The organism is Mycolicibacterium komossense (genome assembly GCF_025822605.1).
Classification (GTDB): domain Bacteria; phylum Actinomycetota; class Actinomycetes; order Mycobacteriales; family Mycobacteriaceae; genus Mycobacterium; species Mycobacterium komossense.
This window is the reverse complement of record NZ_JACKTY010000031.1, coordinates 209,460-235,389: the sequence shown is the minus strand read 5'-3', so window position 1 is coordinate 235,389 and position 25,930 is coordinate 209,460. Positions and strand designations below refer to the sequence as shown.

22 protein-coding genes are annotated in these 25,930 nt (G+C 65.7%); 7 read left to right on the top strand and 15 right to left on the bottom strand.

Annotation, left to right across the window (positions count from 1 at the left end; genetic code table 11):
• Positions 1-69: 69 nt before the first annotated feature.
• The 7 genes from H7J73_RS18945 to H7J73_RS18915 form a co-directional block, all read right to left on the bottom strand.
• A complete protein-coding gene (locus H7J73_RS18945; protein ID WP_264069107.1) occupies positions 70-558 on the bottom strand; it encodes a GreA/GreB family elongation factor in 489 nt (162 codons plus the stop codon).
• 18 nt (positions 559-576) lie between these two features.
• Complete coding sequence (locus H7J73_RS18940; protein WP_264069106.1) at positions 577-1,128, bottom strand: GreA/GreB family elongation factor; 552 nt, start codon at positions 1,126-1,128, stop codon at positions 577-579.
• A gap of 132 nt (positions 1,129-1,260) precedes the next feature.
• Positions 1,261-2,526 carry an NAD(P)/FAD-dependent oxidoreductase gene (locus H7J73_RS18935; protein WP_264069105.1) on the bottom strand — a complete coding sequence of 422 codons (1,266 nt, stop codon included), beginning with the start codon at positions 2,524-2,526 and terminating at the stop codon, positions 1,261-1,263.
• Positions 2,527-2,660: 134 nt separating this feature from the next.
• Positions 2,661-4,187 carry a PucR family transcriptional regulator gene (locus H7J73_RS18930; RefSeq protein ID WP_264069104.1) on the bottom strand — a complete coding sequence of 509 codons (1,527 nt, stop codon included), beginning with the start codon at positions 4,185-4,187 and terminating at the stop codon, positions 2,661-2,663.
• Between the two features lie 116 nt (positions 4,188-4,303).
• Positions 4,304-5,860, bottom strand: coding sequence for an FAD-dependent monooxygenase (locus H7J73_RS18925; RefSeq protein ID WP_264069102.1), 1,557 nt, complete (start codon positions 5,858-5,860; stop codon positions 4,304-4,306).
• 8 nt (positions 5,861-5,868) lie between these two features.
• Positions 5,869-6,762, bottom strand: coding sequence for an alpha/beta fold hydrolase (locus H7J73_RS18920; protein WP_264069101.1), 894 nt, complete (start codon positions 6,760-6,762; stop codon positions 5,869-5,871).
• Positions 6,759-7,598: an alpha/beta hydrolase gene (locus tag H7J73_RS18915; RefSeq protein WP_264069100.1), complete on the bottom strand. Its 840-nt coding sequence runs from the start codon at positions 7,596-7,598 to the stop codon at positions 6,759-6,761. The genes H7J73_RS18920 and H7J73_RS18915 overlap by 4 nt, the downstream gene beginning before the upstream one ends.
• 58 nt (positions 7,599-7,656) lie before the next feature.
• On the opposite strand from H7J73_RS18915, the gene H7J73_RS18910 reads away from it, so the two are divergent.
• Complete coding sequence (locus H7J73_RS18910) at positions 7,657-8,310, top strand: TetR/AcrR family transcriptional regulator (RefSeq protein ID WP_264069099.1); 654 nt, start codon at positions 7,657-7,659, stop codon at positions 8,308-8,310.
• Positions 8,311-8,389: 79 nt separating this feature from the next.
• Positions 8,390-9,790: an amidohydrolase family protein gene (locus tag H7J73_RS18905; RefSeq protein WP_264069098.1), complete on the top strand. Its 1,401-nt coding sequence runs from the start codon at positions 8,390-8,392 to the stop codon at positions 9,788-9,790.
• An 8-nt stretch (positions 9,791-9,798) separates the two neighbouring features.
• On the opposite strand, the gene H7J73_RS18900 is transcribed toward H7J73_RS18905, so the two are convergent.
• Genes H7J73_RS18900 through H7J73_RS18890 form a run of 3 tightly spaced genes read right to left on the bottom strand, consistent with a single transcriptional unit; the run spans position 9,799 to position 12,532 of the window.
• Positions 9,799-10,995, bottom strand: a complete 1,197-nt coding sequence (locus H7J73_RS18900) for an acyl-CoA dehydrogenase family protein (RefSeq protein WP_264069097.1) — start codon at positions 10,993-10,995, stop codon at positions 9,799-9,801.
• 53 nt (positions 10,996-11,048) lie between these two features.
• Positions 11,049-11,921: a fumarylacetoacetate hydrolase family protein gene (locus H7J73_RS18895; RefSeq protein WP_264069096.1), complete on the bottom strand. Its 873-nt coding sequence runs from the start codon at positions 11,919-11,921 to the stop codon at positions 11,049-11,051.
• A gap of 47 nt (positions 11,922-11,968) precedes the next feature.
• Positions 11,969-12,532, bottom strand: coding sequence for a VOC family protein (locus tag H7J73_RS18890; protein ID WP_264069095.1), 564 nt, complete (start codon positions 12,530-12,532; stop codon positions 11,969-11,971).
• A 253-nt stretch (positions 12,533-12,785) separates the two neighbouring features.
• On the opposite strand from H7J73_RS18890, the gene H7J73_RS18885 reads away from it, so the two are divergent.
• Positions 12,786-13,493 (top strand): TetR/AcrR family transcriptional regulator, encoded by a 708-nt coding sequence (locus H7J73_RS18885; protein WP_264069094.1) that lies wholly within the window; start codon positions 12,786-12,788, stop codon positions 13,491-13,493.
• A 68-nt stretch (positions 13,494-13,561) separates the two neighbouring features.
• Here H7J73_RS18885 and H7J73_RS18880 read toward each other — a convergent pair whose 3' ends face one another.
• The 3 genes from H7J73_RS18880 to H7J73_RS18870 all read right to left on the bottom strand — a co-directional run bounded on the left by H7J73_RS18880 (position 13,562) and on the right by H7J73_RS18870 (position 20,032).
• Positions 13,562-15,700, bottom strand: coding sequence for a DNA gyrase subunit A (locus H7J73_RS18880; RefSeq protein ID WP_264069093.1), 2,139 nt, complete (start codon positions 15,698-15,700; stop codon positions 13,562-13,564).
• 8 nt (positions 15,701-15,708) lie between these two features.
• A complete protein-coding gene (locus tag H7J73_RS18875) occupies positions 15,709-17,742 on the bottom strand; it encodes a toprim domain-containing protein (protein WP_264069092.1) in 2,034 nt (677 codons plus the stop codon).
• A gap of 268 nt (positions 17,743-18,010) precedes the next feature.
• Positions 18,011-20,032 carry a fatty acid desaturase gene (locus H7J73_RS18870; RefSeq protein ID WP_264069091.1) on the bottom strand — a complete coding sequence of 674 codons (2,022 nt, stop codon included), beginning with the start codon at positions 20,030-20,032 and terminating at the stop codon, positions 18,011-18,013.
• Between the two features lie 146 nt (positions 20,033-20,178).
• On the opposite strand from H7J73_RS18870, the gene H7J73_RS18865 reads away from it, so the two are divergent.
• Entirely contained in the window at positions 20,179-21,429 is a 1,251-nt protein-coding gene (locus H7J73_RS18865) for a PucR family transcriptional regulator (RefSeq protein WP_264069090.1), read from the top strand.
• A gap of 32 nt (positions 21,430-21,461) precedes the next feature.
• On the opposite strand, the gene H7J73_RS18860 is transcribed toward H7J73_RS18865, so the two are convergent.
• Positions 21,462-22,079, bottom strand: coding sequence for a TetR/AcrR family transcriptional regulator (locus tag H7J73_RS18860; protein WP_264069089.1), 618 nt, complete (start codon positions 22,077-22,079; stop codon positions 21,462-21,464).
• 97 nt (positions 22,080-22,176) lie between these two features.
• Here H7J73_RS18860 and H7J73_RS18855 point away from each other — a divergent pair, with 97 nt between their 5' ends.
• The gene (locus H7J73_RS18855) at positions 22,177-23,085 is read left to right on the top strand and encodes an SDR family NAD(P)-dependent oxidoreductase (RefSeq protein WP_264069088.1); all 909 of its coding nucleotides are present in this window, start codon (positions 22,177-22,179) and stop codon (positions 23,083-23,085) included.
• Between the two features lie 71 nt (positions 23,086-23,156).
• On the opposite strand, the gene H7J73_RS18850 is transcribed toward H7J73_RS18855, so the two are convergent.
• Entirely contained in the window at positions 23,157-23,786 is a 630-nt protein-coding gene (locus H7J73_RS18850; RefSeq protein ID WP_264069292.1) for a TetR-like C-terminal domain-containing protein, read from the bottom strand.
• A gap of 42 nt (positions 23,787-23,828) precedes the next feature.
• Here H7J73_RS18850 and H7J73_RS18845 point away from each other — a divergent pair, with 42 nt between their 5' ends.
• Both H7J73_RS18845 and H7J73_RS18840 read left to right on the top strand, forming a co-directional pair.
• Positions 23,829-24,956 (top strand): Rv3169 family protein, encoded by a 1,128-nt coding sequence (locus H7J73_RS18845; protein ID WP_264069087.1) that lies wholly within the window; start codon positions 23,829-23,831, stop codon positions 24,954-24,956.
• Positions 24,953-25,930: a TIGR03617 family F420-dependent LLM class oxidoreductase gene (locus H7J73_RS18840; protein WP_264069086.1), complete on the top strand. Its 978-nt coding sequence runs from the start codon at positions 24,953-24,955 to the stop codon at positions 25,928-25,930. The genes H7J73_RS18845 and H7J73_RS18840 overlap by 4 nt, the downstream gene beginning before the upstream one ends.

The window sequence follows — 25,930 nt, the reverse complement described above, 5'->3', positions numbered from 1 at the left end:
GTGTCAGACCAAGACCAGATCCACCGCTCTTCAGACAATCCCCGGCGAAATGGACAACGGGTACGGAGTTCATTTCCCATGCGGTGTGGGTTGATTCAGGTCGGCGGTGTGCATGCCGTAGGGCACTGCGCTGAGCAGAGTGACTGCCAGCGGGCCACCGGTGGGGAGTCTGTAGGTGCGATGATCGCCGGGGCGCGCGCCGGCGATGGCGGCACCCAGCGGGGATTGGACGGAGTAGACGTCGATGTCGGCGAATTCGGCGCCGTGCACGCCCAGCAGGAAGGTGTTGGTGTCGCCGGTGGCGTCGTAGCGAATGGTCACGACCATGCCGGGTTCGGCCACCCCGTCGTTGGGTGGGTCATCGCCGACGACGGCGTGGATCAACAGGTCGTGGATCTGTTGCATCCGTTTCTCCCACGCGTGTCGGACGGCGGCGACGTTTTCGTCGGTATCGCCATCAGCGGGGCCGGCGGAGTACAGAAACCGCAGGGTGTCCAGCTCCCGGTGTAGCCGCTCGTGGGCCTGTAGTGAGATCCAGACGCGTGGAGTTGTGGGCATGTCGGTGCCTTTCACGCATCAGCGCTTGGTTCCGGCCGCAGGTCGTTGTTCAAGCGGCCAGTGGTCTAGGTTGCGTCGCGGTGGCACCGACTGTCTCCCTGAGGAATTCGGGGTGTCCATCCCGTAGGGCGCCGCCTTGAGCAGGGTCACGGGCAGTTCTTTGCCGCTGGGGATGGAGTAGGTGCGCTGTTCACCGATGCGTGCTCCGTCGATCGCGCTGCCAAGCGGGGATTGCATGGAATACACCTCGATATCGGCGTCTTCTGCCCCACGCACTCCGAGCAGAAATGTTTCGACCTCGCCGGTGTCGTCGTAGCGGATGGTCAGCACCATTCCCGGTTCGGCCACGCCGTCGTCGGGTGGATCCTCCCCGACGACGGCGTGGGTCAGTAGGTCTTCAAGCTGGCGGATCCGTGCTTGGCGCGCGGCATAATTCGCGACGACGGTGTCGTCGTATCCAATGGAGTCGTCGTGAATCTCGATATTGGGACGCGAACGCAGGGCGGCAAGTTCGGTCTTTAGCCGAGTGTGCGCCTGCAATGTCATCCATATTCGTTCTGTGGTCGTCATTGTGGTGTCCTTCGGGTTTGGCAACGAGGTTTGTCGTCAGGGGCGGGTCGAAGTTGAGCGCCGCCCCTGACGACTCGGGGGCCCGTGCTGGGCGGTATTCGCGTCGGGACGGATTCCCGGGGTTGAGAGGTGTCAGCGGCCGCTGCGGCGTAATGGGTCGAACTCGCGCAGGGCTTCGGGTTGTTTGCCGGTGGTGATGTATTCGGCAAGAAGTCGACCGGTGACCGGGCCGTGCGCCAATCCCCACATGCCGTGTCCGCCTGCGACATAGACGCTGCGTGACATCTCACCGATGAGGGGGCGGCCGTCAGGGGTGACCGGGCGCGGACCAACCCAGATGTCACTGCGTTGCGCCCAGTGCACCCCGTCCAGTAGGGGTCTCGCGGATTCGACGATGGCGTCCACCCGTTCTGGGACCGCCGGTTCGTATGGGTTGCGAAACTCCATGGTGCCCGCGACGCGCAGGGCGCCTTGGTAGGGAGTGCACGCCACCCGCACGTCCGGCAAGTAGATGGGCCCGGGAAGGGGACGGTCCACGGGCACGGTGAACGAGTAGCCACGACCAGCCTGTACCGGGACGCGAACCCGGCTCCCCGCCAGCCTCGACAACCATGCGCCGGTGGCGATCACCGCGGTGTCGGCGGTGAGCGACTCTCCGTTGTGCAGTTGCACGGTGACGCCGCTGCCCGAAGTCGTCACGTCACTCACTTCGAGGGTGCGCATCGTTGCCCCTCGGTCGGCGACCGCTACTCCCAGGGCGTTGACGAATCGGCCGGGGTCGATGAAACGCTGACCGTTGATGTTCAGCGCGGCGGTGATCGCCGACGACGCCAGCGGCACCTGTTCACGCAGCGCATCGCCGGACAATCCGGTAACAGAAATTGTCTGTCCGGCGCTTTCGAGGCGGCGCAGCTCGCCCATCATGTGCTTTGCGGCGTCGGTGTCACGGAACAGCGCGGTGATCGGGGCGTCGGTCACTGGCGCGTCGACTCCGTTGCCGATCAGCACGTCGAAGGCTTCGATGCATTCCTCGTTGAGCGGCAGGTTGGCCCGCATCGCCCGATTCCAGGACGAGCGGCGGCAGTTCAGTGCGAACTGGATCAGGAAGCTGGCCAGTCCGGAGTCTGCGGTCAGGGGGATGTGCAGCGGGGCGGCCGGGTTACCCAAGGAGCGCAGACCATGGCCCAGCGCGGCGGGGGAGTTCAAGGGAAGCGTCAGCGCGGGGGCGATCCATCCGGCATTGCCCCAGGAAGCGCCTGCGGCGACACCGGTGCGGTCGACCACCGTCACTTCGACTCCGCGTTCCTGCAGGAACCACGCCGTGGACAAGCCGACGATGCCGGCACCCACCACGATCGCCGATCGCGGCCCACCGTCAAGACGCTCGACGCCGACCATCACATGCCTCCACAGCTCACTGAGTACTGGTTGTTGCCTCCATGGTCAGGGGCATGGTCTCGCATCGGTTTGCCGGAATCGGACAACTGGCCGATGACTTGTTGGAGTAATCCGACAACGGGCTCTCGGAAGAGTCAGTGGTCGTCGGTGGCCGTGAGTTCGATCATCATCGCGAGCCGGGTGCGGGCGTCGTCCAACCCCAGATCGGTTACCTCGGACATCTTGCGTAGCCGATAGCGGACGGTGTTCTCGTGCACGCCGAGTCGACCACCGGTCGCGGCGGGGTCACCCTGTTCCTCCAACCAGGCCCGCAGCGTCGCCACGTACTGGCTGGCGTGTTGCCGATCGTGGCGACGCAGCTCGGTCACCGGCCCGCGCGTCGGAGTGCGCCCGGAGCGGGCAGCGGTGCGGAGCCGTTCCAGCAAGATGGCGTCCCACGATTCGTCGTAGACCGGAGCCGGCTCATGGCCGGGCGGGCGACTCTCATGCAGGGCAAGGCACTCGTCGGCCTCCTGGCACGCGGCCGCGAGCTCAGCGGCGGCCGCGACGCCGCTGATCCCGGCCAGCACCGTCACCCCGACGGGAAGCGCGGCCCGGAGATCGGACACCCAGCGGTGCGCTGCCGCCGACTCGTCGCCGGGCAGCACCGTGTAGAGGGTGGTCCCCGATAACGCGCTGCGACCCGGGCGCGACCAACCGAAACCCGTTGTGGCCCGCTCGAATGCCAACAACAGGGGAGCATGCCGCTCGGCGCCAAGGTGGGCGCGGACGGCGATCACCCGCAACGGCTGTGGGGGGAGCCCGAGCTTGCTGGCCAGGGTTGCGGCGTCCGCGGTTCCTTCCAACAACCGGATGACAAGTTCGGATTCGACTTGGCGTTCCAAGTCCGCGCTGGCGCGGGAGCGCAGCAGGTGCAGGGCCACTGTGCGCGCACCATCGGTCAATGCCGCGAGGCGGGTGCCGCCCAACGGCGCGACACAGGTGACCCACACCGTGCCCAGCAGCTCTCGACCGGCGCGCGCTGCGACGACCATCCGCCCCGTCATCTGCAGTTCGGCGTCCGCCGCGACGAAGAGCGGTTCGTCCGATGCCGCCAGGTGTGCTGACACTCCACGGGCATCGAACAGGGCGCGCAGCCGCTCGGGTGCCTGCCGGTCCAGGATGGTCTCGACTCGCGCCGGGTCGGTGTGCTGCTGCAGCCGGGAGTAGGCCAACATCCGCGAGAGTGGATCCTCGATAGTCACCGCGCCGCCGATCGAGTCCGCCAGGCTGTCGGCCAAGGCGAATAAATCCGTGGGACCACGCCCGGATTCGGTTTCGCGGCCCTCCAGCACCAGCCCGTGAACGATGGCGGCCAACTCGCTCCACGACACAGCTGAGTCGACCACCATCAGCGCGATCGGCTGGCCCTCACCGACGAACGTGGTGTCCTCGCCGTCGCGGACCATCACGGCGACGGCCTGCGCAGCCGCCGCCCACTGCACCGCCTCGTCCACCGAATGGGCGCCGATGGCCAAGAGAACATCGCCGGCCACCACCCGGCCGTGGGCGCCCTCGGGCATCACCACGCTGCGCAGTTCGGTGGACCGCGGCACCGCACAGAAGCGCAGGCGGACCCCATAGCCCCCGAGCACATTCACCAGCCGGTCCAACGTGACCACCCGTCGCTCCTCACGTCGAACGATCACCCAGCCTAACCAGCGCCTTCCTGCGCACGGTTCAAAACCCACCCGCCGCCGATGAGGCGGTCGGAACCTGGGACGTCGCGCGTGTGGCCCTACGGGTGTGTTCGTGGTGCCACGGCTCGAACGGTTCGCCCGATCGTCTCGGCGATGTGGTGGGTGGCGATGTGGCCGACGTAGCCATCGGGGCGGATGAGCAGGACCGCGGACCGCGAGAGCCCGTAGATACGAGCGAAGTCCCCGGTCGGGTCGCTCAGCACGTGATCGGCGTCCTGGGTGTGAGCGGCGGCCACCTCGACATGGAGGCGTTTGAGCTGCGCACCTTCGGCAGGCCAGTTCAGCTTCGCGAGTTCGTCGGCGGCATAGTCGCCGTAGGCGATGGCGGTGAAGTGTGGTCCGCGGTAGGCGTCGAACAGTCGCAGGCGTACACCGTCAGCGGTGACCAGATCCGCGCCGGGGGCTCGATCTCCGACCTGCAGCGTCGCGGTTCGGTCTGTAGCGGTGGCGAGCGGTCCGCCGTGGTAGGTGAGGGTGAGCTGTTTCTCGTCCTGGCCGCGCCGGAGACTCGACGGGTCGAGTTTGCCGAGCCCCTCGTACTTTTGAGTCGATAGCCCCAGTACGCCGGCGGCTATGGGTTGGCGCTCACTTTGGTAGGTGTCCAGCAGCGAATCGTCGGCCCCGGCGAGCACCTGCGCCAGTTTCCAGCCGAGGTTGTACGCGTCGCCAATTCCGGTGTTGAGTCCTTGCGCCCCAGCCGGGGTGTGGACGTGGGCAGCGTCGCCGGCCAGGAAGATCGGTCCGCGACGGTAGTGCTCGGCGAGGCGGATGTTTGGGCGAAAGACCGTCTGCCATGCGATGTTCCGCAGAGTAATCCGCTTGTCTCGGGTGATGGTGCGGATCTTCTCGGTGATCTCTGCAGCGGTGGTGGGGGGTTCTTCGTCGGGAGCCAGCTTGATCATCCACTGGAACAACTCCGAATGTGGCAGTGGGCAGGCTCCGGCGAAACGGCCACCGGGCCCGGGCCACACATGCCAGTACTTTCGCGAGAGACCACCGTCGACCGCCGCGTCGACAATCAGCATCCGGTCGGCCTCGTCCGTGGAGCCACCGAATTCGATCCCGGCCTGTTTGCGGACCCGGCTGCGGCCACCGTCGGCGCCTACGAGGTAGCGCGCGACGAGCTCCTCGTCTCCATCTGAGGTGGTCACCTGTGCGGTGACGCCGGTGACGTCCGTGGCGAAGTCGATCAGTTCGGTGCCGAGTTCGACCCGGCCGCCGAGAGCGGCTAGGCGATCGTGCAGAGCGCGGACAGTGCTGTTCTGCGGAATCAGCCAGGTATCGGGGAACGGAACATCGGGTCCGGGCTGACCCGTGGCCATCATGCGCCACGGAATGGTCACCGGGCCAAGGTGAATACCCATCTTCGGGTAGTGGCTGCCCTGGTTGAGGATGTCGTCGATGGCACCGAGGTCCGCGAGCACCTCCAGGGTGCGTGGCTGGACCCCTTTGGCGCGTGAGCCGTCGAAGGCGTGAGTCCCCTTGTCGATGAGACGGACGGCTACGCCGCGGCGGGTCAGGTCGATCGCCAACGCGGTGCCGCTGGGCCCGGCGCCGACGATCACGACGTCGGTGGTCGAGGATTGTGTGGTCATGGGAAACTTCACCGTTTCGTATGGAAGGCCGTGAACGCTGCGAGCTTCTCGGCAACGAAGGCGGGACGCTCGAAGGGGACCATGTGCCCGCAGTCCGGGATCACATGACACTGCTCGGGTTTCAGAAGGTCGTTGACGTGGTCCAGGCTGCTGATCGGGGTCACCTGGTCGTCGGTGCCCCACATCAGCATGGCGGGAATCGGCAGAGCGCCGGTGGCCCGGTAGAGCTCGGCACGGTCGAACAGCGGAAAGTGTTGCAAGGTATCGAAGAACGCAAACAGCGAGCCTTCGTAGTGGTAAGCGGTATCGACCATGGCAGCCAGGTCGGCGGCGCGCTTGCGGTCACGCACGTTGTGCCTCTGGTGGCGGTCGAAGATCCGCTGCCCCAGGTGTTTCGCGATCAGACCACCGGTTATGTCGTTGCCCAGCAACAACTTTTGTAGCATCGGTGGCGGGCTGAGTCCTGCGGGGCCGATCAGGGTTACGGTGGTTGGGGCGGCGGCATGGCGGCCCAGATAGGCCATCGCCACGAGTGCGCCCATCGACGCGCCGACCAGGTGCCGAGGCGTTGATTCGTCAAGGGTGTCGACGATGAGTTCCAAGAGCTGACGGGCAAGCAGTGCCTCGCCGTAGGGCCCCTCGACGCGATCGGAGTAGCCGCGCCCGTACGCACTGTAGGCCAGGGTGCGCAGTCCATGGTCGTGCAGGGCGGCGGCAGTTTCGTCCCAATAGAACAGGGGAACAGTCAGGCCCCCGGTCAGCACGACGACGTCGCCGCCCGCGGGTCCGGTCAACTCGTAGTGAGTGATGCCGTTGGAAAGTTGAATATAGCTCCCGCGCAGCGACTTACGGGCCGTAGCATCGAGTCGGCGATCTTCGCCGGCGGCGACGAAGTACTTCATCGGCCACGGCCGTTTTCGGCGAGAGACTGCAGGAAGCCGGTGATCGCGTCGGCGACCCAGGCCGGGTCTTCTTGGGGGAGTAGGTGGCCCCCGTGGGGATGAACTGTCTCGATGCTGCCGGCGATGTCTTGCGCATAATGCTGTCCGTCCATGCCGGCGCTGCGCAACACCAGAGTGGGCACCGTGATGTTGGGGATATCGACGCTGCGGTCGGGTTGATCGGTGGTGACGAAGTCAACGAACGCCGCGGGGTTGCCGGGCCGGTTCCACAACCGGTGGGCCCGATCTATCGCCGCGTCGTCGATGACGGTCGGATCTCCGACTGCTTGGCGCAGGCTGCGCTCTACAGCGCGCCGGGGCATCACCCTGCGCAGCACCTGACCGATGACCGGGTTGCGGGCCAACGCCATTCCGGCCGGCAGTGCCTTCTCGGGATAGCCGGTGGCGTTGATCAGCACCAAGGCGCTCACGTGCTGCGGCGCGTCCAGGGCGAGGTTCCAGGCGATGTTGCCGCCCAACGAGTTTCCTGCGACCGCACACTGCGGTACGTCGATGGCGTCGAGGAATCGAGCGATCGTTGTCGCGTAGGTCGACACTCGGTAGTCGCGGTCTAGGCGTGGGCCGGTGACCCCGAACCCCGGTAGATCCGGCCGGATGACGTCGAAGTTGCCCCACAGGCGTTGTGCGACGGCTTCCACTCCGTAGAGCGACGATGCGCTGCCGTGCAGCAGTAGCACCGGGGGGCCGGTCCCGCTGCGCTTGTAGTGCATCTGCGTTCCATCGACGCAGGCGAAGCGCGAATCGGGCCGAATGTCGGGATCGGATCGAGTTGCCATAATGGATACAGCGTTGCCATAATTTGTGCCTGTGTCAAGCCTCGTCATACTTGAGCTCGTGACCACGCCTTCTCGGTCGCGGGGTCGCCCGCCCGTGCCGCTTGATCGGATCATCGCCGCCGCCATCGAGATCCTCGATGGGGGTGGTGGCGATGCACTGTCCATGCGCTCCCTTGCACAGCGGCTGGACTCGGGCACCGCGACCCTGTACCGCCACTTCTCCGGCCGGGCCGACCTGATAGCGCGCGTCGTGGACGCGGTGATGGGTGAGGTGAATGTCGACACCGGCATCTTCACATCGCTGCCGTGGCAGCAGGCGTGTGAGACGTTGGCCCGCAGCATGTTCGACGTGCTATGCAGGCACCCGCACGTGGCACCGCTGATGATGGACCCCGTCCCGGTCGGGCCACACATGCTGACACTGCGTGAGAGGGCGCTCGCCGTGCTGCTGGCTGCGGGATTCCCGCCGCCGCTGGCCCTGCGGGCGTGGGCCACCGTCGCGCGCTATGTCTTGGGTATTGCCCTTCAGCTCACAGCCCCTGACGGTGGCCAACCCCAGCTCGCCGAATGGGCGGAGGTTGACCTCACCCACTTTCCCGCCACGGTCGCCGTCGCGGAGCACGTCCCGGTGTCGCTGGACAGTGAGTTCGAATTCGGCCTGGAGTTGCTCATCGGCGGACTACAGGCCCGGCTGGCCCACCACGAGGGTTGACTCCCTCTATCGTATCGGAAACACTGTATCCATTAATGGAAGTAGACGCTCGTGGGCGGCGAAGATCGGAAGTCAGCGGTTGACCACCTTGTTGCGGGGCGCGCACGTCATCACCATGGCACCGGACCGGCCCGACTCCGAAGTTCTTGACGTCCTCGTCGAGGGCGACCGGATCACCCAGATCGGGCGGCGGCTCGATCCCGCTGGCGCCGACATCGTCGACCTGGCGGGCCGCGTCGTCATCCCCGGCTTGGTCAACGCACATCTGCACACCTGGCAGACGGCGATGCGATTCGTCGGCACCGACTGGTCTCTGCCGGAGTACCTGGCCAATGCCCACGGCGCGGTCGCCCATCGCTACTCCCCGGACGACATGTACGTCGGGACGCTGGCCGGCGCCCTCAACCAGATCGACGGGGGCGTGACCACCATCGGTGACTGGTGCCACAACTGCGTCACCCCCGAGCATGCCGATGCCGGCGTCGACGCGTTGACCCGAGCCGGGGTCCGCGCGGTGTTTCTGCACGGCACGCCGCACAGCGTGCGGGAGCGTCCGCACGACACCGGCGAAGTCGACCGCCTGCTGCGCGGACCGATCGGCGCCAGCGACCTGCTGTCGATGGGGATGGCCGTGGAGGGACCGCAGCTGTCCAAACCGGAGGTGGCGATCGCCGATCTGCGCGCCGCCGCCGAGCGCGGAATCCTGGCCTCGATGCACCAAAGCGCCGGACCGCCAAACCCTGGGTGGCGGGCCGTCGGGGTGGCTGGTCTGTGGGGTCCGGGGGTCAACATCGTGCACGGCGTCGGGTTGACCGGCGCCTGGGTCCAGCGACTGGCCGATGCCGGTGTCAGTCTCACCTCGACCCCCGAGAACGAGCTAGGTCAGGGCCACTGCACGTCGCTGACCAGGCAATTGCTGCGTATCGGTACGGCCCCCTCGTTGGGTACCGACACCGAGATCGCCACGCCCGGTGAGGTTCTCGTCGCCGCCCGCATCACCCTTGCGCTGCAACGCGGCCATACGCATGACCTGAAACACCAGCGCACGGGGCTCGGGACGGAGTCGTTGGAGATCAGGGCAAAACAGGCGTTATCGTGGGTCACCATTGAAGGAGCGCGCGCACTCGGATTGGCCGACCGGATCGGTCGTATCCAGCCAGGCCTGCAGGCCGACCTTGTCGTCATCGATACCCGCCGACTGAATCTGTGGCCACTGCACGATCCCGTTGCCGCGGCATTGCACGCTCACCCCGGCAACGTCGAATCGGTCATGATCGGCGGCATCTGGCGCAAACGCGATCACCTCCTCCTCGAGACCAGCATCGATGACATCAAGGGCAGCGTCCAGCAATCGGGGGGAGCGATTCGCCAACCACGTCCGCCACCCGGGCGCGGTCGAACGCCTCCGCGGCCGGGTGGTCCGACGCGTCGTGCGCCGACGACTGCGCCAACAGGTGCGTGCGGGAGTAAGCGACCATGACTGACGGTTCAGAGGATGGGCGTGATGTGCTCTTGGATACCGAGTAGCGCCTTGCCGTAGGTCTCCATCGAAACCTGGGGCAGCATCACGGCATGGCGGGCGGCGACGTTCGAATCACGCCAGATGCGTTGCATCGCATTGACTTCGGCGAAGCTACCGGCCCCGTTGGCGTTGAGTAAGGTGTTGATGGCGTCGTTGATGCTGCGCAGCGCGATCGCGGCGTCACCACGGACGCGTGCGCGGGCCGTCACGTCGGGGAACTCGCCGGCGTCGGCGTAACGCATGACGTCCTCGGCTGCGCGGAAGGCGTGCAGGTGTGCGGTCTCTACCTTCATCGCCGCCTCAGCGACCAGCAGCTGGAACGCCACCGAGTCCCGATTCTGCTCGAAGACGGTGTAGGCCAACGACTTCGTCGCACCCTTGCGGATCACCAGGTCCAAAGCCGCGCGACCGAATCCGAGTTGAGGTCCGACGAGTACCATGACCAGCATTGGCGCCAGGGCCGACCGGTAGAGCGGCGCGTCGGGGTGGTCGCTGATGTACTGCCCGGTGACCATAGGGATCATCGAGGTGTACCGGTGCTCGGGCACGAACACGTCCTCGGTGACGATGGTGTTGCTTCCCGAGGATCGCATGCCCGTGACATACCAGGTGTCTTCGATCCGGAAGTCGGCTTTCGGGAGGTAGACCATGCCCTGGTCGATGATCTGGTCACCGTCGTCCACAAGATGAACCCCTCCAGAGGCCCACTCTGCGTGCAGGCTGGCCGAGGAGTAGGCCCAGCTACCGCTGACCTGGTAACCGCCGGGAACCTTGCGGGCCTTGCCCGTCGGCGCGATAACCCCGGCCAGGATGGTGTCGGGTCCGCCCGCCCACACTTCGTCCTGGGTCTTGACGGTGGCCAGTCCGGCGGCCCAGGAGTTGATACTGGACAGTGTGGCGACCCAGGACGGCCCGCCGTCGGCCTCGGCGATAGCGGCCGACACCTCGAGCATGGTGCGCAGGTCGGTTTCCAGTCCGCCGTAGCGGCGGGGCACGGCCAGGCGGAAGACTCCGGCTTCCTTGAGTGCAGTGATGGTTTCGTCGGAGACCCGGCGCTCGGTCTCGGAGCTGGCGGCGTTCTTCTGCAACAGGGGTGCGATGTCACGGATGCGGGCCAGGACGTCCTCGACGGTGCGGATATCGCTGCGCTCGATGGTGGTCATGACGGTTCCTTTGGGTCCGGCGGGCAGGGAAATGCGTTGCAGAGCTGCACTTCTCAGGGAGAGCGTGCTGGAGAGTGTGCTGAGGTCGACACGATGTGATTGTGCATCTCGCCGATGCCCTCGACGTGGCTGGTCAGTGTTTGTCCCGGCGTCAGCCAGCGCGGGGGGTTCATGGTGGCGCCGATGCCCGCGGGCGTGCCGGTGAAGATCACGTCACCGGGCAGCAGTGGCAGGATCGTCGAGAGGCGCGCGACGATCTGGGGTATCGAAAAGATCATGTCCTTGGTGCTGGCCTTCTGCATCTGCTCGTCGTCGAGAGTGCAGGTGATGGTGAGGTCGTCGGGGTCGGACAGTTCGTCGGGGGTGACGATCCATGGTCCGGTCGGCCCGAAGCCCGGACGGGACTTGCCCAGGTCGAATTGCTGGGGTTGTGGCCCGCGGAATTGCAGGAGTCGGTCTGAGATGTCTTGGCCGACGGTCAGTCCGGCCACGTAGTTCCAGGCATCCTCGGCGGGGACGTGTTCGGCGCGTTGACTGATCACAGCCACCAGTTCGACCTCCCAATCGGTCCAGGATCCGGGTTCGACCGCGACGTCCGACGCGGGGCCGGTCAGACAGCTGGGGAACTTGGTGAACACGACCGGCTCGTCGGGTATGTCTAGGCCAGCTTCGATGGCGTGCTCGCGGTAGTTCAGCCCCACAGCCAGTACCTGCGGTGGCCGCGGGGCGGGTGGGCCCAGGGCATTGAGGTCTACGGCAACGGTGGCCGTGAGTTCAGCGCCGGTCGCCCAGTCTCGGAATTCTCTCCAACGAGCGTAGATCGCCTGCGGATCGGCGGAAAACACTCCTTTGCTGGCAGATTCGACGTCGATACCACCGTCGGCGGTCAGAATATGCAGACGTCCGTTGAGGTTGGCGATGCGCATGAAGGAGGTCCTTGCAGTCGATGGAAGGCCAGGGGCGGTGGTGAGGGCTACGTCAGGATCAGCTCGACGACGTTGAGCTGCGGTGTGGTCTTCGCCCAGTCGCGGGTGATGAGGTGTTCCGGTGGTGTGCCCTCGGCCAGTGCCTCGTCCATCTGGTCTGGATCGAAGCTCGGCCCGATGAAGTCGAGGTTGTACTCCTGGCCCTCCATGTAGGCGGTGGCCTCCTCCGGCGTGTCGAAGTTGTCGATCTGCAGCTCGACCATGTTGCCGTCGGGATCGCGGTAATACAGGGAGGTCGTCACGCCGTGCTGCACCGGTACGCGCGGTGTGATCCCCACGTCCCTCAAGTCGCGGTACTTGCCCATCAGATCGGCCAGCGTGTCGAAGGTGTAGGCCGAGTGCGCCATTCCGACGGTGATCGGGGTCCGCTCAGTCAGGCCGGGGATCTGCAGGATGGCCAGGCGGTGATGCTCGTCGTCGAAGGTCAGAAAAGCGCTGCCCCCGTTCTCATATACGACACGTGCATCCAGGACCTGGAGATACCAGTCCTTGAGGCGGGTCAAGTCGGTTGTCTGTAGGACGACGTGAGCCAGTCTCTTGGTGGCGGCCATGACACTCCTTGTCGAGTCGCGACGCGGCACCCCCCGCGGGCCGCGTGATGTCGGTTATGCGTGACCTGGGCCACGCTATAACTTTTATTGACTTAAAGTCAATGAATATCAGTCAGAATCGCCTCGGCGGTATGAGGGGATCTGTCCGTCAGGGCGCAGTGTGTGATTCAGGATCAATGAGCGCAGATCAGATAAGGTCGGACACTCTAGGCCCAGGCGGACTGGCGGCCGCGCGATCATCCGAAAGGGCGCGATGTCGAATCGGCGAACGGGCACCACGCGTGCCGCGCAGGCGGCGCAGACGCGTCAGCGGCTCGTCGACACCGCCATTGACTTGTTCTCCGACCGCCACTACGACGACGTGGCGGTCACCGACATCGCCAAGGGCGCCGGGGTTGCCCATGGCCTGTTGTTCCACTACTTCGGCAATAAGCGGGGCATCTACCTCGCCGCGATGCGTGAAGCTGCAACGCAGATGGACGCCGCATTCGTGATCGACCCTGCGCTGGCGCCTGCCCAGCAGATGCGCCATGCCTTCGCCGCCCACTTGCAGTACTTGGCAGATCACCGCGGTTTGGCCTTGCGACGTGTACTGACCGGCAGCAGAGACGATCCTGAAGCCTGGGAGGTCTTTCAGTCGGCGCGGTCGCGCGCCCTGGACAGGGCAGCGGCCGTCCTGGGAATCGATGCGGCGAACCCGGCATGGGTGATGATGGGACGTGCTGCGGTCGCGGCGATCGACGAAGCGTCCATGTACTGGTTGAACAACCGCGAGCAGTTCGACAAGGCGACCATGGTCGAGTGCTTCGTGACCATCGTGACGTCAGCGCTCAAGGGCGCGCACGCACTCGACGCCGACCTGAACGTCGATGCCGCCATCGAGGCGTTCGACGGGGAGGACGGGGCAGGCTTTCACATATCTACGTCACGGGCAAAGGTCCGCACGGACGGCCAACCCTGACCTCCGGCGGGACTCGGCATTCCCAGCGCGGCCGCTTCGGCAAGCGCGACCCCATGAAGGTCGCTGCACTAGCCGGCAGGCGCCACATCACTGCCGGATCCCTTGATCGAGGCCTTCGCGCGCTTCTCGGCCCGTACCGGCTTCCCACCGCGGGCGAACCCATTCGCAGAGCTCGACACCGAAAGCAGGGCATCCTCACCGTTGACGAACGGGTGGAACCCGACGCCGGCGCCGCCACGGCCTTTCACCGGGATATCGGCGACTTCGGTGACCTTCCAAGCCTTTTCGGAGATTGACAGAATGGATTCACCGTTCTCGCACGTCAGCGGTAAGGCGGCAATCACAGCGTCGCCGTCGGCGGCCAGTTTGACGCCGGCCACACCGTTGCCGGCCGCGCCTTGCGGGTTCACCGCGGCGGGGTCGATGCGCAGCACCTTCCCGCGTCGGGTCACCAGCGCCAAATGGGAGCCGGGCGGGAGCACTCCTGACCGCACCAGCCCGGTGATATCCGGCGCGACCGGGATGTCGCGGATCTTGTACGGCAAACCGCCGCCGGTGGTGAACTTGACGCGTCCATCGGCCCACACCGCCCAACCCAGTCCCGAGGTGAGCAACTCACCGTGGCTGTCGGAGAACACACCGCGGTCGTCAAGTCGCCACGAGGCGTTGACTTTTCGTTCGCGGGCGCCGTCTTCGTCGGCGCTCGCCGACACGGGGGTGGCGTCGAAGTCCAGCACGGTCCGGCGGTCGAACTCGGGTCCCTTGAACAGTTTTGCAGTCTCGACCAGCTCCTTGTCGATCACCACCCGACGCGCATCGGGGTTGCTCACCAACTCGGTCAGCTCGGCGAACTCGGCGTCCAGCTTCTCCGCTTCGGCCTGCAGCTCGATCACGTCGAGTTTGGTAAGACGCCGAAGTTGCAACGCCAGAACGTAATCGGCCTGAACGGCGTCGATCGCAAACCGCTCCTGCAGCCCAGTGCGTGCCTCGTCGACGGTATCGGAGCTTCGGATGACCGCGACGGCAGCATCAATGTCGAGGTGGATCTGCATCAGACCGGACACCAGGTGACGCCGGTCGGTGACCTTGTCCAACCGGTACTCGCTGCGCCGCAGTACCACCGAATCGCGAAGGTGCAGGAACGCACCGATCAGTTCCCGCACCGACCACCAGCGTGGCACCCGATCCTCGTCGAGGGCGACGAGGCTGGCGGCAAAGGTGGACTCCAGCGGTGTCAGGGCGAGCAGCTGTTCGCGGATCTGCTCGGCACTGTGCCCGCGTTTGGCGGTGACCACGATCCGCAACCCGTTGCGCCGGTCGGTCAGATCGGACATGTCCGCCACGCCGGACATTTCGCCGGACTCGACGAGTGCTCGAATCCTCTCTTGGACGGTATTACTCGCGACACCGGGCGGTAGCTCGGTGACGATGACATTCTTGCCCTCGACAGACACTGTGCCGCGCACCGTGAACTGCCCGCGACCAGTGGTGATGTATTCCCGCAGCCCTGTCTCTCCGACCACGGTGGCTCCGCAGCCCCAGTCGGGGCCGGGAATGAGTTTGACCAACCTGTCGTCGGTCATGTTCGGGGTTTTCAACAGCGCCCGGCAGGCGGCCATGATCTCGCGTGGATTGTGTGCCGGCACCTTGGTGGCCCAGCCTTCGGCGATGCCGACGGCGCCGTTGCAGAGCAGCACCGGCCACTGGGCGGGCAGCACTGTCGGCTCAGTCCACTCGCCGTCGAAGGTCGGGACCATCGGCACGGCGTGGTCGGCGAGTTCGGCGGTCAACGCCGCACCGGGTGCCGACAACCGCATCTCGGTGTAGCGGTCGGCGGCGGGGATGTCTCCCTGAATGCGAGGGAATGCCCCTTGTCCGTCAATGACTTTCACACGCTGGAACTCGGCCGCCATCAGCGCCGCGGCCCCGTACATCGATGCCCCGCCATGCGGGTGCAAGTTGCCGGTGACGGCCGAGCAGACCTTCGAGGACTTCTGCGGCTTGTTGCCGGGTAGCAGCCTGGAGTCATACATCTGGTACAGCAGGCGGCGTTGGCCCGGCTTGAGTCCGTCGAAGGCCGACGGGATGGCGCGGTCGCTGACGCTGTAGAGCGCGAAGGTCAGCTGATAGTGGTTCCAGTAGTCATCGGCGCTCTGCTTGAGCACCAGATCCGGATTCTGCTCAGGAACGTCCAGGGTGGCGGTCACGGGTTCTCCTAGCTGAGGTCAAGAGCAAGGGTGTCGACGCGGGAGGCGACATCGGCCATCCACGTACGCCGGCCCTCTGGCGGCCCGCCGAACAGGGTGTGGTGCAGTTTCGGATCCCCGTCGTCGAGGTGCACCCGAATCACGGTGCGCCGCTGAGGATCCAGCACGGTGTTCCAGAAGTCGTCGGCATCCATCTCACCGAGACCCTTGTTCCGCTGCACTTCCACTTTGCGTTTGGAGGTGGCCTTCAACTGGGCCACGGCGGCATCGCGCTCGGACTCGTCCTGGCAGTAGATCCGCTCTTGCCCGTCTTTGACTACGAACAGCGGCGGCAACGTCACGTAGACCATCCCGGCCTTGACGAGCGGTCGGTAGAAGTCCAGGAACATCGAGATCAGGCTGGAGTTGATGTTGCCGCCGTCGGGGTCTGCGTCGGAGGCGAACAAGATCCGGTCGTAGCGACAGGATTCCGGATCGCAGTTGTCCCGGACGCCGCAGCCGAGTATCCGTTCGATCGAATCGAATTCGTCTTTGATCCGCGCCTTACTCACGGTGAATCCATAGACGTTGGGCGGCTTGCCTTTCAACGGGAAGGCCGCCTGGAACGTGGCGTCGCGCGCCGCTTTGATGGTGCCCAATGCCGAGTCGCCCTCACACAGGAACAGCTCGGCACCTGAGCCGCGCCCGGTCTCTCGGCTGGGTAGCAGCTTCGGCGGCAGCGACAGATTGGTGCCGAGGCCCTTGGCTTTCGACGCCGCCCGCGACCTGGCCTTGGCGCCCTCGGCGCTGCGCCGCGCCCTGGCCGCCTCCAGCGCCAGCTGGGTCCACCGCGTCACTGCGTCGCCGTTGCCGGGGTTGGCCGCCCAGACGGTGACGCTGCGCGCCACGTCCGGGGCCATCGCCACGTTCAGCGACCGCGAGGACACGGCGGTCTTGGCTTGGGAGTCCCATGACACGTCCGGCGCACGGGTATCGACGGCCAGCGCTGTGACTGCGGCGAAATCCTGCGGCTCCGGGCCGTCCTCGCCTTTGGCCAGGCCCAGGTCGCGGATCCGGGAAGCACGGTCGGCCAATGCTTCGGACAGCCCTTTTACCGCGGCGCTCAGATGAGATCCGCCGCCCGGGGTGCGCACCGTGTTGCAGAAGGCGGCCACCGTGGCGGGCTCCGCGGGCCCGGCCGTCAGCGACCAGCGGAACGGCGTCGGGCCGCGGCCGGTGGTGTATTCACCGCGGCCCTCCACGGCAGCCCGCAACGCCGGCGCCGGGGTGCCGGCGGCGGCGCACATGAGGTCCAGGAGCGCGTCGGTGCCCCACGGGCCGCTGAACGGCTCGATCAGCTCGGGCCGGACCTCGTCGCCGGGCCAGCCCTCGTCGACCACGAGCAGGTGCACCCCCGGCGACATCCGTGCCGCGGCATGGGCTCGCAGCAGCACCTCGTTGATGTCCACGCTGGAGTCGGGGACAACGGCCGGGTCGAACAAAATCCGTACCGTGGTGCCGTGCGCGTCGGGCTTGCGGTTGCCTGTGCCGCGCAGTTTCTGCGCGTCGGCGCGGGTGAACGGGGCGGTCGGGTCGAAGTCGTTGCCCTCGAAGACGCCGGGGTAGCCGCCGCCGAAACTCTGCAGGTAGGTCTTCCCGGCCCGACGCACCGTCACGTCGGTTCGTGCAGAGATGAACACCGCTGCGGCGGCGCCGATTCCGTTCAAACCGGCACCCGTGCTGGCAGCGTCGGCATGCGCGGAGAACTTGCCGCCGGCCCGCGCGGTGCCCAGTGTCTTGACGATGCCGTTCTTCCCGTTCACCGGGTCAGAGTCGACGGGCAAGCCGCGGCCGTCGTCAGCGACACTGACCGATCCGTCGGCATACAGGGTGATCGTCACAGTGGACCCGCCGTGGCTGGGATCGGCGACCTCTTCGATCGCGTTATCCACCAGCTCGCGCAACGCGGTGTTGAGCACGTCCAGACCAAGGTTCACCGCCGGCCGCAGACGTGTGTGCTGGACATCGTCGAGCTCGGTGATGTCGGCGGCCGTGTAGCTCACTGCTCGTCCTTTCCATCGATGCCGGGAGGTGTGCCGGAGGAATGGTAGACGGCCGGCCCGACGTCTAGCGCATCCCTGTCGGTGCGCAGCGGGTCACAAGACATCCGCCGATGGTGCCTGGCCTGCGGCGATACGGCTCGTCCGTGCTCAAGCCACCGTCACCTGCCCGCGCGACGGTGTCGACGACATAGGGGACGGGTGCAGACGACAAAGATACCGCTGCGCGGCAACGAGCTCAGTTCCTAGGACGCCACCGGGTGGCAGCCGGTTACGCGTCGTAGTCGACGGAGACGGTCGGGCTTGTCGGATGCGCCTGACACGTCAGGACATAGCCCGCATCGAGTTCGGCGGGCCCGAGCGCAAAGTTCTGATCCATCTCGACGGTGCCGGCGACCAGCTTGGCTCGGCACGTGCCGCAGGCGCCACCCATGCACGAATAGGGGGTGTCACTCCGGCTTTGCAAAGCGCCTTCCAGAATGGAGTCTCCGGGTGCCAGATCGACGGTCGCCTGCTGTCCGGACAGTGTGAAGGTAACCGTGGCAGCCTCGTAGTCGCCATTGGCTACGGCGCCGCGGGGGTAGCCGGTGAACAGCTCCAGGTGGATCCGCTCGACGGCGACACCGTGGCCGATCAGCGTGTCCCGAGCGTCGGTGCTCATACCGATCGGGCCGCACAGGAACCACTCGTCGACGGTGTCGGGCCGCAGGTCGCTGGTCAGCCACCGCTGGAGCTTGGCCCCGTCGATGCGGCCGCGAAACTCAGGAGTGTGCAGCGGCTCGTCGGTCAGCACGTGTCTGATCTCCAGCCGGTCGGAGTAACGGGATTCCAGCCGGGCGAGGTCGTGCCTGAACATCGTCGAGTCCTTGGTGCGGTTGCCGTAGATCAGGGTGAACCGGCTCGCGGTCTCCACCTCCAGCACCGTTTCCAGGATCGACAGCACCGGTGTGATACCGCTCCCGGCCGCCAGGCCCACATAGTGCCGTCGTGCCAGCGGATCCAGCGAAGTGCCGAACCGGCCGGTGGGGGTCATCAGCTCCAGCACGTCACCGGCCTGGAGTCGGTTGGCAACGAAACCCGAGAAAGCGCCCCCGGGAATGTGTTTGACCGCTATCCGCAGCTGGGCGCGGGTGGCGGGCGCACATATCGAGTAGCTGCGGCGAACTCCTACCCCACCGAGATCAGTGCGAACGGTTACGTGCTGGCCAGGTTCGAATCGGAACTCATCGCGCAGCGCTTCCGGCACCGCGAAGGTGACCAGGGTGCTGTCGTCGGTGATCGGGTCTACCGACGCCACCGGGATGCGGTGCAGTACCGCGTGCGGGGCGCTGGACCGCGGCGGCATATAGACCGGCACCACCCGCCCGAGCTTGCTGTTGAGCCGTTTCCACTCCCGGTACTCCGCTGGGTTGAGGTGCTGGCCGAAGACCGTGGTGATCGCGGCATCGCGCTCCAGGTAGGCCTCTTCGTTGCGGTGCCAGGTTTCCCGGTACCGGTAGAACGGCACCGACGGGTGCAGGTGGTGCACCAGGTGGTAGTTCTGCGCGAGCATCAGCGGGGTGTACAGCCACTCCATGCCCACGCGGGCCCGGGTCGCGCCGTAGCGATTGCTGCGCTGGGTGTCGGCCAGCCCATGATGCGGCAGCCAGTCGAACCACCACACCAGGACGATCAGCCCGATGCGCTGGGGGATCAGGAACACCACCGCCAGCGTCAAGAGATTTCCGGTGCCGATCGCGACGGTCAGCCCCACCAAGCACAGGGTCAGCAGTCCCAGCGTCTCGGCGACCTCGGGCTTCGGTCGGCTCCGCAGGTTGCGCAGGATGAACCCGCCGTACAACACCTCGGGGAAGGGCCAGCGCAGCGGCATCTGCCACCAACGGGAATGTGAGGCCCAGGCATCGGGGTCTTTCTCGTCGTCGTTGGAGTGCCGGTGGTGCTCGATATGGACGAACGCGTAGGTGGGGAAGGAGATGACCGGCACCACCAGCAGCCAGGCCATTCGACCGACCAGGCGGTTGACCCAGCGTGTGCTGCTGATGGCGTAATGGATGGCGTCGTGACTCACGGTGAACATCACGAAGGTGACCACGGCATTCACCGCGATGGTCGCCCAAGCGGGCATCCAGCCCTGGACATACCCGACCGACGACCCCAGGAATGCGGCCCACCCCACCACCAGCAGCGCCACGGTCGGGACGGCAAGCCTGGGTACCGGGGCGCCCGGGTCCGGCAACGGGCGGCGCCCGGACAATTCCGTCGCCGTGTCGTCGAGTTCTGCTGCGATGGACATGGGCTGCTCCAGGGCTGTCGGTGACGGCGGGCCGCGCTGCGAACCGTCTAGAACAACGCTAAGAACCCGTCGAACCGCAAACAACGTCCTCAGGACACCAACCAACTGATCTTCTTTGTCTCCTGAAGACAAGTAGGGTCACGGGAATGGTCCAACCTGGTGCCGGCGATTCAGTGGCTGAATCCGCAGCGGCGGTGGTGGGTCGGCTGGCCGTGAAGCTCGACGAGGTCACGGCCCAAACCCAGCGCCTCCTGCTGGATGAGGTCGCCGACCTGCAAGGCGACGCGCAGCTGGTGCAATTGATGCGGGACAACGTCGCCGCGAACATCGACACTGTGTTCTCGGCGATCCGCCACGGCATCCCGGTGGAGCACGTGGAAGCACCGACGGCCGCCCTGGAATACGCGCGGCGGCTTGCCCAGCGGGACGTGTCGGCCAATGCGCTGGTGCGCGCCTACCGGATCGGCCACCAGGAGGTGCTCAAGATCCTGCTCAAGGAGATCCGCGACTCCGAACTGGACGTGCAACGCCAGCTCGATGTCTTCGAGGAGATCCTTGCCGTGACATTCCGCTATATCGATTGGATCACCCAGCAGGTGCTCACCACTTATCAGAACGAATACGACCGCTGGCAAGAAAGTCGAAACCGTCTGCAGGCAGAGGTGATTCGGGGCATTCTGGAGGGCGACGACGACGTCGACCTCGACGCGACCTCGACGGCGGTGCGCTATCCGTTGCGGAGAACCCACCTGGCTCTGGTGCTGTGGTTCGACGAATCCGATGATCAGGACGAGCTCGGTGTCATGGAGCGGTACGTGCACGACTACGCCGCCGCAGTGGGGGCCGGTGACCGCGTGCTGTTCGTTTCGGCGGACCGCTTGACGGGGTGGGCGTGGATACCGGTGGAGTCCGAATCCATCCCGGTGCTGCCTGCTCCCGCCGGCGCGCCGCTGCACGTCGCCGCGGGCCGGCCGTTACCGGGGGTGGCGGGGTTTCGCCGTTCGCACCGACAGGCGCAGGTTGCCCGTGCGGTGTTGGCCGCGGCGGGTGCCGGCCCTGGCCGGTTGGTGAGCGCCGCCGAGTCGGGGCTGATGCTGGCCGGCTTGGCCGGCGGCAATCTGGATGAAGTGCGTATCTGGGTAGCCGAGGTCCTCGGACCGCTGGCGTCGGCCGGTGCGGCAGACGAACGGCTCCGCGAGACCCTGCGGGTGTTCCTACGCGCAGGATCGAGCTTCAAGGGCGCCGCGGGCGAGCTGCACCTGCACTTCAACTCGGTGAAGTATCGAGTGGCGCGGGCGATCGAGCGCCGCGGCCGACCGATCACCGATGACCGGCTCGACGTGGAAGTTGCTCTGTTGCTGTGTCATTGGTACGGCGCCGCGGTCCTCGCCGCCTAACCACCCTCGATCAATTCTCCAGAACATCACGCTCAGCTCGACGAGTATGGGGCTGTCGTTCCGAAGGCTGCGGTGATGAGGTCGCGCAGTGCTTGAGTGCCGCTGGCGGGATCCCAGAATCGATAGGCGGTGGTCGCTGCGGCATCCGCTGTGGCGACCATCAGGGCGGCCTGAAATTCAGTGCTTCCAGCTGCTACGGCTCGCTGGGTCGCCCACTGGATCAGGGTATGGCGAAACTGGTCGCCGTAGGTGCGGCCGCCGCCGGCCAATGTTGGGTTGCGTTGCAGCACATGGTGCTGCACGACTATTTGTTCGCTGGCCGAGTCGACCGTGGCGACGAGAATCTGTTGGAGAGATGTCCAGACCGGTTCGTGGTCGGGTCGAGTGTCGAGGAGCGATCTGTAGGCCGCGAGTTCCTCGGGATCTGCGTCGAACACCACAGCGTCTTTGGAGGCGAAGTAGTTGAAGAACGTCGCCCGTGACACGTTCGCCTCGGCAGCGATCATGTCGACGCTGACATCGGCAAAATCGTGGTCTCTCAGGAGGCGTATGGCCGCGGCGCGAATGTCGCGCCACGTCTGCAACTTCTTTCGTTCCCGCAATCCCGGCGGCGACTCCGCGGTGCCCATCGGAGATGACGAGATGAACATAGACGCAGTCTACTCTTGAACTGAGTGTGTAATTCTGATTCGGTCGCCACGGCTGACCTGGGCGGACTTCGAGGTTGCGGGGAAAGGGAGCTCAAGAGTGCAGGCACACAGGGATTCGTGGAGTCCGGCACAGCCTGAAGCGCCGGTCGTCGTGATCACAGGCGCCACAAGTGGCATCGGTGAGCTGGCCGCTATCGACCTGGCGCGGCGCGGCGCACACCTCGTGCTCACCGCCAGGAGCAGAGAGCGTGCCGAGGCGACGATGCGCCGGATCAGGCAGGTAGCACCAGAAACGGTTCTGGACGTCGTGACCGCAGACTTCGCAGATCTGGCCAGCACGCGGCGCGCGGGTGCCGAGATCAACGACCGCTTTGCCTGCGTTGATCTGCTGATCAACAACGCCGGCGTGCACACCATGAGTCAACGCACCACCGTCGACGGACTACCGGAAATGGTCGCCGTCAACTATCTTGCACCGTGGCTGCTCACCGGCACCGTTCTGCCGGCACTGCGGCGCGCCGACAGCGCCCGGGTCATCACGGTCGCCTCCGAGGCGTCGCGCCGCCACGGCACCTTGCGAATACCGGAAGATCTCACCGACACCGAGCCCTTCACGGCTCTGCAGTCGTCGCCGATCTACGGCAAGACCAAGCTGCTCGACATCATGTTCACCGTCGAACTGGCTGAACGACTCGCCAACACCGCCATTAGCGCAATGTGCCTCAATCCCGGCTACAACACCACCGGCCTGGGGCGCGAATTGCGTTTCGCGGCACCACTGGAACGCATCCTGCGCGCCCTCAACATCGGCAACCCGCATAACGGCGCCGGCCTCATCGTGCGCATCGCCACCGAAAACGGCCTGAAGTCAGGGGGCTACTACTCGGGCAAGACTGCTCACCTCGTCACGCCCGTCGCGCCGGCCAACGACCCTGCCACCCGACAACGACTGTGGCAGGCCACCGCTGAACTCCTGATCACCAAGGGGTACTCGGGCGCCTTTTAGCTGAACCATGTGATGCCCGATCTGAAGGCAGCCGCCCCACTCCGTATGACAGAGGACGGGATCATGACGTCCTACCCAGAACTCGAACCACGTGACATCGAGGCCCAGCCGGAGCTGACCAGGTTGGTCAGGTCGTCGGCCCACGCTTCATCCAGCGGGGCATCGTGGCGCACGATGATGCGGAAAATCGCGCTGCCGACCACGACTTCGGCGAGCAGGGGCAGCTCGCCTTCGTCAGCAGGCGGGTCCGTGTGCTTGTCGATTCTGGTTCGAAAGGTTGCGAGGCTTCCGGCGAATCGAGAGGTCATTCTGCTGTGCACGTCGGGATCAGCGACGGTATCGGCGATCAATGCCGGCAGGGCGATTCGGACTTCCGGACGGTCGAACATGGTCCGCGTCGCCTCCACGAGCGCTCGGATGTCCTCCTTGATGTCGCCAGAAGCACTTGGCATGGCCATCACTTCGGCTGGGAGTATCGCTTCGTGAACGAGTTGTGCTTTACCCGACCAGCGCCGATAAATGGCGGCGGTCGTGGTGCCCGCGCGAGCGGCTATCGCAGACAGCGATAGCGCGGGGTAGCCCGTCTCGAGCAGTAGATCGCGGGTGGCGCGAATGATCGCGGCGTCGATCTTGCTGTCGCGTGGTCGTCCCGCGGACGACCGGCTTGGTCCCTTGTCATCCTCGGGTCGATCTGTTCTCATAATTACAATATAGTCCGCATCGTATTGATATTGGAGAGCCGTGTGTTCCTGAGTCCGCTCGATGAGTACCCGATTCACCAGGCGCCGGTGCCCATCAGCGCCCCGGCCACCTCTGACCGTAACTTCTACGACCGTTCGTACTTCAATGTGCTTGACCGCGAAGGCCGCTTCATGGCGCTGACCGGGATCGGCTACTACCCGCGCCTGGGCGTCAAGGATGCGTATGTCGTGATCCGGCGCGGAGATGCTCAAACCGCCGTCCGTTTCAGTGACGCGATCGACGGTGATCGGCTCAGTCAGAATGTGAATGGGTACCGGTTGGACGTCGTCGAGCCTTTGCAGGAACTGCACCTCACCATCACCGAAACCGAAGGCATCTCGGCTGATCTGCGGTGGCGCGGGCTGTTCCCGGCCGCGTTGGAGCATCCGCATTCGATGCATTCCGAACGCCGAGTGACGTTGCAGGCCTGCCGTTTTGCCCAGCTTGGCAGCTGGGAGGGGTGGATCGACGTCGATGGCGACCGGCTGAACGTCACACCCGCCACCTCGGTGGGCAGCCGCGACAGGTCGTGGGGAATCCGGCCCATCGGCGAGCCGGAGCCGGCCGGTCGGCCGGACACCGCATTCGGCGGAATGTGGTGGCTGTATCTGCCCCTGGCGTTCGACGACTACCAGATTTTCCTGATCATCCAGGAGGATCCGGACGGTCATCGCAGTCTGTATGACTGCACCCGACGCTGGCGAGACGGCAGGGTCGAACAGCTCGACGGTGTGCGGGCAACGATCCACTACACGCCAGGAACCCGGATCCCCTATGGCGCACACATTGAGATGCTCACGCGGTCCGGTGCCCGACTGCAGGTTGATGTCGAGTCGAAGCTGTTCGCGCCCATCGCTTTTGGTTCCGGATACGGCGGGGACTCGTCCTGGGCGCACGGCACGTGGAAGGGCGGGCCGTCGGCTGGCCGCGTCTCCTACGACCTGACCGACCCCGACGTGATGGCGCGAGCCCCGTTCAGTTTGATCGACCATGTCGGTCGTGCCGTCTGCACCGAACCCGATGGCAGCACACAGCAGGGGGTGGGACTGTTCGAACACGCCGTCATCGGTCCGCACCACCCGTCGGGCTTCAACGACTGGACCGACGTCTCGGCAGGGGCGACGCCGTGAAGGTCATGACAGCACTGTTCAGCCCAACTGATGCGGTGGAAAGGGCGGCACTTCTGCGGGAAGCAGGAGCCGCCGGAGTATTCACCTTCGAGGGTCCGCGGGAGGTGTTCAGCCCGCTGGTATTGGCCTCGACGGTCAAGGGCTTGGACCTGATGACCAACGTGGCTATTGCCTTGCCCCGCAATCCGATACAGCTGGCACATCAGGCGAATGATCTTCAAGAGATCTCCGAGGGTCGCTTCATCCTCGGTCTCGGCACGCAGATCCGCGCGCAGATCGAGAAACGCTACGGCGCCGAATTCGATCACCCGGTGGCCCGCATCAAAGAGATGGTTGGAGCGCTGCGGGCAATCTTCGCCGCCTGGAACACCGGCGAGCGACTCGACTACCGCGGCGAGTTCTTCCGGCACACGTTGATGACCCCGACGTTCAATCCTGGGCCGAACCCGTTCGGGCCACCGCCGATCTACCTCGGAGCGCTGGGCCCGCGGATGACCCGGGCAACCGCCGAAGTGGCCGACGGACTGCTGGTGATGCCGTTCGGGTCGAAGCGATTCCTGCACGACAAGACGATGCCCGCTGTTCGCGAGGGTTTGGCGGCTGCAGGACGAGACGCCGACGAGTTGGCGGTGGTACCGGAGATCATCGTGTCGGTTGGTGAGGATCACACCTCGACGCGGATGCTCTTGGCGTTCTACGGCTCCACGCCCGCCTACCGGCCGGTGCTGGATGCTCATGGTTGGGGCGATCTGCAACCCGAACTGAACGCCATGTCCAAGCAGGGCCGCTGGCAGGAGATGGCCACGCTGATCGACGACGAGATGCTGCACACGATCGCCGCCTGTGGCACCCCGGCCGAGGTTGCCGCGCACATCCGAGACCGCGTCGACGGTGTTTCGGAACGGATCTGTCTCTATCAACCCGGGCCTATCGCCGTGCAAGCACTGGCCGAGATCATCGACGCGTTGGGCTGA